This window comes from Mycobacterium sp. E3198, assembly GCF_001667015.1.
Lineage (GTDB): Bacteria > Actinomycetota > Actinomycetes > Mycobacteriales > Mycobacteriaceae > Mycobacterium.
This window is the reverse complement of the sequence record NZ_LZIS01000188.1, coordinates 1-8,127: the sequence shown is the minus strand read 5'-3', so window position 1 is coordinate 8,127 and position 8,127 is coordinate 1. Positions and strand designations below refer to the sequence as shown.

The window sequence follows — 8,127 nt, the reverse complement described above, 5'->3', positions numbered from 1 at the left end:
CACCCCGGCCGCGCGCGCGACGTAAGGCTCGGCCAGGTCGGTGTCGGCGGCCTCAACTTCGGCAGCGGCAACAACGGCGACTGGAACCTGGGCAGCGGCAACATCGGCGGCTACAACCTCGGCTTCGGCAACACCGGCAGCAACAACTTCGGCTTCGGCAACCTCGGCTCCGGCAACTTCGGCTTCGGCAACACCGGCAACGGCAACATCGGCATCGGCATCACCGGCAACAACCAGATCGGCATCAACCTCGCGGGCGCTCTGAACTCCGGCACCGGCAACATCGGCTTCGGCAACTCGGGCACGGGCAACATCGGCTTCTTCAACTCGGGCAGCGGCAACATCGGCTTCGGCAACTCCGGCCAGTTCAACTCGGGCATCGCCAACTCCGGGGCGTTCGCCACCGGGCTGTTCAACTCGGGGTCGACCGACACCGGGATCTTCAACTCCGGCGACTACAACACCGGCGGCTTCAACGCCGGCAACTACAACACGGGCTTCTTCAACTCGGGCAGCATCAACACCGGGGTCTTCAACTCCGGCGACCTCAACACCGGGGTCGGCAACCTGTTCACCGGATCCGGCGCCAGTTCGGGTTTCGGCAACGCCGGCCTCGACAGCTCGGGCTTCAACAACTCCGGCGACAACGCCTCCGGCATCGGGAACGCCGGCGATTACGTCTCGGGCCTGTTCAACTCGGGCATCGCCGAGATCAGCGGCATCCTCAACAACGCGCCGACGGGCTTCACCTCGGGCATCGCCAACCTGCGGAACATCCTGGGCGGCTAGACCAGCCCGGCGATGAACCCGGCCGCCTGGCCGGGGTAGGGCGGCGCCTCGTACTCGTGGTGCGCCTCGCGGTCGCGGCCGCCGACGACGCAGACGGGATCACCGGGGCTGCACAGGTCGATGGCGCGACCGGCGAACGCACCCGTGGTCGACAGGGGCGTGTTGAACCGGTTGCCGGGATTGCCGAACACCGCAACCGCCCGCACCTTGTCGGCCAGACCGGGATCCAGCGCGGGAGCCGATCCGAAATTGCCGATGCGCTGCCCGACGGGCGGCACCCCCGCAAGCATCGACACCGCGGCGGCGCCCTGCGAGAAACCGCCGAGCACCAGCCGCGTCGCCGGGCACTGCGCGGCCATCGCGGCGATGTGATCGCGTGCATCGTTGGCGCCGTCGGCGGTGGTCAAAAAGTTATAGCTGGCAGGGTAATTCACCGGATAGGCGTCGACGCTGCGGGCGCCCAGGGCGGGCTGCAGCGCGGCGAACAGCGCATCGCCCACCGCCCCCAGGCCGGGCGGCTCGGCGGTGCCGCGGGCGAAGATGAGCTGGACGTCCGGACACGCGTCGGCTGCCGCCGCCGGTGCCGGTCCGCTCGCGATGGCGGCCAGCGACACCGCGGCGGCGACGACCCGACCACAAATCCACCACCAACGACGACGCATACCGCAGATCCTCACATACGCCGGGCTAAGCTCGCCGACTGTGGCCGAACCCGTGGGCGATCCCGACGAGCTGGCGCGGCTGGCGGCCCGGGCCATCGCCGAGCGCACCGGGGCCGGGCAGCACGACGTCGCCATCGTCCTCGGCTCGGGTTGGCGGCCCGCGGCGGCGGCGCTGGGTTCCCCGACCGCCACGCTGCCCCAGGCCGACCTGCCGGGGTTCGCCCCACCGACCGCCATCGGGCACACCGGCGAGCTGTTGTCGATGCGCATCGGCGCGCAGCGGGTGCTGGTGCTGGTCGGCCGCGTGCATGCCTACGAGGGCCACGACCTGTGCCACGTCGTGCACCCGGTGCGGGCGGCCTGCGCGGCGGGCGTGCGCGTCGTCGTGCTGACCAACGCGGCCGGCGGGCTGCGCCCGGACCTGGCGCCGGGCCAGCCCGTGCTGATCAGTGACCACCTGAACCTCACCGGCCGCTCGCCGCTGGTCGGCCCGCGCTTCGTCGACCTGACCGACGCCTACGCGCCGCGGCTGCGCGAGCTGGCCCGCCAGGGCGATCCGGCGCTGGCCGAGGGCGTCTACGCCGGGCTGCCCGGACCGCACTACGAGACGCCCGCGGAGGTCCGGATGCTGCAGACGCTGGGCGCCGACCTGGTCGGCATGTCGACGGTGCACGAGACCATCGCGGCCCGGGAGGCCGGCGCCGAGGTGCTGGGCGTTTCGCTGGTGACCAACCTGGCGGCGGGAATCAGCGGCGCCCCGCTCAGCCACGCCGAGGTGCTGGCCGCCGGCGCCGCGGCCGCCGGCCGGATGGGCGCCCTGCTGGCCGACGTCGTGGCGCGGTTGTAGCGGCGTGTCAGCGGCGCGCCCACTTCGATTCGGCACCGCGGGGCTGCGCGGCCCGGTGCGCGACGGTCCCGACGCCATGAACTCCGCGGTGGTCGCGCGCGCGACGTGGGCGGTGGCGCGCGTGCTCACCGAGGACGGCGTGGCGGGCGCGACGGTGATCGTCGGCCGCGACGCCCGGCACGGCTCGGCTGCGTTTGCCACGACGACGGCCGAAGTGCTTGCCGCCCAAGGGTTTCCGGTGCTGCAACTGCCCGGCCCGGTGCCCACCCCGGTGGTCGCGTTCGCGGTGCGCCGCACCGGCGCCGCCGCCGGGGTGCAGATCACGGCGTCGCACAACCCGCCGAGCGACAACGGCTACAAGGTGTACTTCTCCGGCGGCATGCAGATCGTCTCCCCCACCGATCGCCGGATCGAGGCCGCGATGGCCGCCGCTCCCCCGCCCGACGAGATCGCCAGGCGCCCAGTCATATTCGCCGACACTGACCTGGCCGAGCGTTACGTCGAGCGCGCGGCCGGGGTGCGGCGCGGCACCGGTTCGGTGCGGGTGGCGCTGACGCCGCTGCACGGGGTCGGCGGCGAGGTGGCCGTGGCAGCTCTGCGCCGCGCGGGATTTAACCAGGTGCACACCGTCGGGGCGCAGTTCGCACCCGACCCCGACTTCCCGACCGTCGCGTTCCCCAACCCCGAGGAGCCCGGCGCCAGCGACGCGCTGCTGACCCTGGCCGCCGAGACGGCGGCCGACGTCGCGATCGCGCTGGATCCCGACGCCGATCGGTGCGCGGTCGGCATCCCCACCGGGTCCGGTTGGCGGATGCTGTCCGGCGACGAAACCGGTTGGCTGCTGGGCGATTACCTCCTGTCCCGCGAACCCGACGCCGCGAATGCGGTGGTGGCCAGCACTGTGGTGTCGTCGCGGATGCTGGCCGCGATCGCCGCGCGCTACGGCGCGACGCACGTCGAGACCCTGACCGGCTTCAAGTGGCTGGCGCGCGCCGACGCCAACGCGCCCGGCAAGACGCTGGTGTACGCCTACGAGGAGGCGATCGGCCACTGCGTCGACCCGGATGCCGTGCGCGACAAGGACGGCATCAGCGCCGCGGTGCTGGTCTGCGACCTGGTGGCCACGCTGCAGGGGCAGGGCCGTTCGGTGCCCGACCTGCTCGACGACCTGGCCCGCCGCCACGGCGTGCACGACGTCGCGGCGGTGTCGCGCCGCGTCGCCGACACCGACGAGGCCGCCGGGGTGATGCGGCGGCTGCGCGCGGCGCCGCCGCGCCGGCTGGCCGGATTCGCCGCCGAGCTGACCGACCTCGCCGACGCCACCGACGCGCTGATCTTCACCGGCGGCGACGACGCGACGTCGGCCCGGGTGGTGGTGCGGCCGTCGGGCACCGAGCCGAAACTGAAGTGCTACATCGAGATTCGCTGCGCGCCGGCCGACGACCTGCGAGCCGCCCGGGAGCGCGCGCGGGGGCTGCGCGACCGGCTGGTCTCGGAAGTCCAGGCCTGGTGAACTAGCGGGGCCCGAATTGGCGGTCGCCCGCATCCCCCAGACCCGGCACGATATAGGCGATCTCGTTGAGCCCGTCGTCGACGGCCACCGTGTACAGCCGCGCGCCCGGCGCCGCTTCTTCCAGCGCCGCAATGCCTTCCGGCGCCGCCACCACGCACAGCACCGCGATGTCCGACGCGCCGCGGCGGTGCAACAGGCCGACCGTGTACCTCAGGGACCCGCCGGTGGCCAGCATCGGATCGAGCACCAGCACCGGCGTTCCGCTCAGGTCGTCGGGCAGCGACTCCATATACCCGCTCGGCAGGTGGGTTTGTTCGTCGCGCGCCACGCCGACGAAGCCGACGCGGGCCTCGGGCAGCAGTGCGAGCGCCTGCTCGACCATGCCCAGCCCGGCGCGCAGCACGGGCACCAGCAGCGGCGGGTGGGCCAGCCGCACGCCGAGCGTGTCGGCCAGCGGCGTGCGGATCGGGAAGGTCTCGCGGCCCGCGTCCCGGGTGGCCTCGTACACCAGCATCGCGGTCAGGTCGCGCAGGCCCGCGCGGAAGTGGGCGTTGTCGGTGCGTTCGTCGCGCAAGGCCGTCAGCCGGGACAGGGCCAGCGGATGATCGACGACGCGCACCTCCACGGGATGTGACCCTATATAACGATTGCGACCGGCAACGCTGACACGCTCGCGCGACGCCGTCCGTGGGCCGGATCCGCTCATATACTCCCGACGTGCTGAGCACAATCAAGAGGCTGGCCGGCGCGGCCCTGTTGGCGGCCCTGGTGGCCATCCCTTCGGTCCCCCGGGTGAGCCTCGCGGCGGCCGCGCTGCCGCAGCCGGCGCACGTGGTGATCGTCATCGAGGAGAACCGCGCGGCGGCCCACATCATCGGCAACTCCTCGGCGCCGTTCATCAACGCGCTGGCCGCCGGCGGGGCCAACATGGCCCAGTCGTTCGCCGAAACGCACCCGAGCGAGCCCAACTACCTGGCGCTGTTTGCCGGCAGCACGCTCGGGTTGACCAGCGACGCGTGCCCGGTCAACGGCGGCGCGACTCCCAACCTGGCCACCGAATTGCTTTCCGCCGGTTACACATTCGCCGGATACGCCGAGGGCCTGCCCGCGGTCGGCTCGACGGTGTGCGGCGCCGGCAAGTACGCGCGCAAGCACGTGCCGTGGGCGAACTTCACCAACGTGCCGGCGGCCAACTCCCTGCCGTTCTCGGCGTTCCCCGCGGGCAACTACGCCGCGCTGCCGACCGTGTCGTTCGTCATCCCCAACAACGACGACAACATGCACGACGGCTCCATCGCTCAGGGCGACGCCTGGCTGAGCCGCGAGCTGACCGGCTACGCCAACTGGGCGGTGGCCAACAACAGCCTGCTGATCGTGACGTGGGACGAGGACGACGGCGGGCCCCGCAACCAGATCCCGACGATCATCTACGGCGGGCACGTGCAGCCCGGCACCTACACCGAGCAGATCAACCACTACAGCGTGCTCGCCACGCTCGAGCAGATGTACGGGCTGCCCAGGCTCGGCTACGCCGCGACGGCCGCGCCGATCGCGACCATCTGGGCCGCCTGACGCCCTGGCCCGCTGGCCCGCCGCCGACCCGCCCGTCGCTATTGTGTGCCGCATGGCTGCTGACCTCGTGCCCATCCGCCTGAGCCTGTCCGAAGGCGACCGCTACACCGTGTGGGCGCCCCGCTGGCGCGACGCCGGCGACGAGTGGGAGGCGTTCCTCGGCAAGGACGAGGACCTGTACGCGTTCGAGAACGTTGCCGACCTGGTGGCCTTCGTGCGCACCAACACTGACAACGATCTGGTGGACCACCCGGCGTGGCAGGAGCTGACCTCGGCGCACGCGCACAACTTCGAACCCGCCGAGGACAGGCAGTTCGATCTGGTCGCCGTCGAGGAGCTGGTATCGGAGAAGCCCACCGAGGAGTCGGTCGCCGCGCTGGCGGGCACGCTGGCGATCGTGTCGTCCGTCGGGTCGGTGTGCGAACTGCCGGCGGTGGCGAAGTTCTTCAACGGCAACCCAACCCTGGGCACGGTGGCCGGCGGAATCGACACCTTCACCGGCAAGGCGGGTCACAAGCGCTGGAATGCGATCGCCGAGGTCATCGCGCGAAGCTGGGACGACGTGCTCGGCGCGATCGACGAGGTCGTCAGCACTCCCGAGGTCGACGCCGAGTACGCGGCCAAGGCCGCCGAGGAGCTGGAAGAGGAGCGCGAGGAGCCCGAGGACGAATCCGAGGAAGCCACCGAAGATGCCGTTGCCGAGTCGGCGGAGGAGGACTCGGACACCGACGAGGAGCCCGAGGAAGAAGAGGCCGACGAGCAGGACCGCGCCGCCGGCGACACCGTCGTGCTGGGCGGCGCCGAGGACTTCTGGGTCCAGGTGGGCATCGACCCGATTCGCATCATCATGAGTTCCGGCACGTTCTACACGCTGCGCTGCTACCTGGACGACCGCCCGATCTTTCTGGGCCGCAACGGCCGCATCAGCGTGTTCACCTCCGAGCGGGCGCTGGCGCGCTACCTCGCCGACGAGCACGACCACGACTTGTCGGACCTGAGCACCTACGACGACATCCGGACCGCCGCGACCGACGGTTCGCTGTCGGTCGACGTCACCGACGACAACATCTACGTGCTGAGCGGGCTGGCCGACGACTTCGCCGAGGGGCCGGACGCGCTGGATCGCGACCAGCTCGACCTGGCCGTCGAGCTGCTCCGCGACATCGGCGACTACTCCGAGGATCCCGCGGTGGACAAGGCGCTCGACACCGGCCGGCCCCTGGGCAAGCTGGTGGCCGCCGTGCTGGAGCCGGGCTCGGTCGGCAGGCCCGGACCGCCGTATGCCGCGGCGGTGCGCGAGTGGGAGAAGCTCGAGCAGTTCGTCGAGGGCCGGCTCAGGCGGGAATAGGGCGCGGACCGCGGCCCCGTTTGACGGGCCCCCCAGACTGCTCTTTACTGGCGCAGGTGTCACTTCCCGGCATCGGCCCGCTGCCCCTGTACGGGTTCCAGCGCCCGGCCATGCTGCTGTTTGCCTTGGTCCCGCTGGCGCTGCTCGCCCTCTACGTCGTGGCGCAGGCCCGGCGCCGGCGGCGCCTGCGCCGGTTCACCGAGTCCGAGGTGCCGCAATCGTGGTGGCGGCACCTGCCGATGGCGGTGTCGCTGCTGTCCCTGCTGCTGTTGACCGTCGCCCTGGCCACGCCCACCCACGACATGCGCATCCCGCGCAACCGCGCCTGCGTCGTGCTCGTCATCGACATGTCGAACTCCATGCGCGCCACCGACGTCGAACCCAACCGGCTCAAAGCGGCCGAGCAGGCGGCCAGCCAGTTCGCCGGCCAGCTGACGCCGGGCATCAATCTCGGACTGGTCGGGTTTGCCGGGACGCCCTTCCTGCTGGTGCCGCCGACCCCGCAGCACCAGGCGACCCTCGACGCGCTGAAGAAGCTCGAGTTCGCCGACGGGACGGCCACCGGTCAGGCGATCTTCACCGCGCTGCAGGCGATCGCCACCGTCGGCTCGGTGCTGGGCGGCGGCGACGGGCCGCCCCCCGCGCGCATCGTGCTGGAGTCCGACGGCGCCGAGAACGTGCCGCTGGACCCCAACGCCCCGCAGGGCGCGTTCACCGCGGCGCGCGCCGCGAAGGCCGAGGAGGTGCAGATCTCGACGATTTCCTTCGGCACGCCCTACGGCACCGTCGACTACGAGGGCGCCACCATCCCGGTCCCCGTCGACGACCAGACGTTGCAGGAGATCACCAAGATCACCGACGGCGAGGCGTTCCACGCCGACAGCCTGCAATCGTTGGAAAGCGTCTATTCGACGCTGCAGCGCCAGATCGGCTACGAGACGGTGAAGGGCGACGCCAGCCTCGCCTGGATGCTGCTCGGGGCGGTGGTCCTGGCCGGCGCCATCCTGGCCGGTCTCGCGCTCAACAGCCGGTTGCCCTCCTAGGCGATCAGGGCGGCGATCGGGTGGGCGATCAGGTCGGCAGCCGCCGGTTGATCAACAGGGCCAGCGCCGCGGCGATGAGCGCGGCGACGACGCCCAGGCGCAGCCACCCGGCGCTGCCGGGTCCGGGCACCGTGCGAAACCCGATGTCGTTCTCGATGGCGTTGTAGCTCTTGTTGAGCTCGGCGATGTTGGTCGCGGTGTAGGACTGCCCGCCGGAGAGCTGGGCGATCTTTTTCATCTGGTCGGTCGAGACGGGAACGGCGACCCGCTGCCCGTTCATCTCGATCTCGCCGCCTTTGGTGCCGAACGAGATCGTCGAGATGGGCACGCCCTGGTCCTTGGCCAGCCGCGCG

The 8,127-nt window shown here is 71.5% G+C and carries 6 protein-coding genes and 3 pseudogenes; 6 read left to right on the top strand and 3 right to left on the bottom strand.

Annotated elements, in window-relative coordinates; all coding sequences use genetic code 11:
• Window positions 1-789: pseudogene (locus A5673_RS20970) on the top strand (hypothetical protein); the annotation flags it as partial.
• On the opposite strand, the gene A5673_RS20965 reads toward A5673_RS20970, so the two are convergent.
• Entirely contained in the window at window positions 786-1,403 is a 618-nt protein-coding gene (locus tag A5673_RS20965) for a cutinase family protein (protein WP_197518440.1), read from the bottom strand. The pseudogene A5673_RS20970 and the gene A5673_RS20965 overlap by 4 nt on opposite strands.
• 88 nt (window positions 1,404-1,491) lie before the next feature.
• Here A5673_RS20965 and A5673_RS20960 point away from each other — a divergent pair, with 88 nt between their 5' ends.
• Both A5673_RS20960 and A5673_RS20955 read left to right on the top strand, forming a co-directional pair.
• Complete coding sequence (locus A5673_RS20960; RefSeq protein WP_068236853.1) at window positions 1,492-2,298, top strand: purine-nucleoside phosphorylase; 807 nt, start codon at window positions 1,492-1,494, stop codon at window positions 2,296-2,298.
• Window positions 2,219-3,811: pseudogene (locus A5673_RS20955) on the top strand (phospho-sugar mutase); the annotation flags it as partial. The gene A5673_RS20960 and the pseudogene A5673_RS20955, both read left to right, overlap by 80 nt.
• A gap of 1 nt (window position 3,812) precedes the next feature.
• Here A5673_RS20955 and upp read toward each other — a convergent pair.
• Complete coding sequence (gene upp, locus A5673_RS20950) at window positions 3,813-4,436, bottom strand: uracil phosphoribosyltransferase (protein WP_068236850.1); 624 nt, start codon at window positions 4,434-4,436, stop codon at window positions 3,813-3,815.
• 92 nt (window positions 4,437-4,528) lie between these two features.
• On the opposite strand from upp, the gene A5673_RS20945 reads away from it, so the two are divergent.
• Genes A5673_RS20945 through A5673_RS20935 form a run of 3 tightly spaced genes read left to right on the top strand, consistent with a single transcriptional unit; the run spans window position 4,529 to window position 7,774 of the window.
• Window positions 4,529-5,383: an alkaline phosphatase family protein gene (locus A5673_RS20945; RefSeq protein ID WP_369806505.1), complete on the top strand. Its 855-nt coding sequence runs from the start codon at window positions 4,529-4,531 to the stop codon at window positions 5,381-5,383.
• Between the two features lie 52 nt (window positions 5,384-5,435).
• Window positions 5,436-6,731 carry a primosomal protein gene (locus A5673_RS20940; protein ID WP_068236847.1) on the top strand — a complete coding sequence of 432 codons (1,296 nt, stop codon included), beginning with the start codon at window positions 5,436-5,438 and terminating at the stop codon, window positions 6,729-6,731.
• Between the two features lie 56 nt (window positions 6,732-6,787).
• Complete coding sequence (locus A5673_RS20935) at window positions 6,788-7,774, top strand: VWA domain-containing protein (protein WP_068236844.1); 987 nt, start codon at window positions 6,788-6,790, stop codon at window positions 7,772-7,774.
• A gap of 28 nt (window positions 7,775-7,802) precedes the next feature.
• Here A5673_RS20935 and A5673_RS20930 read toward each other — a convergent pair.
• Window positions 7,803-8,127: pseudogene (locus A5673_RS20930) on the bottom strand (hypothetical protein); the annotation flags it as partial.

Coding starts and splice junctions, on each gene's coding strand:
- A5673_RS20940 (WP_068236847.1), top strand. CDS start 5,436: ATGGCTGCTGACCTCGTGCCCATCCGCCTGAGCCTGTCCGAAGGCGAC.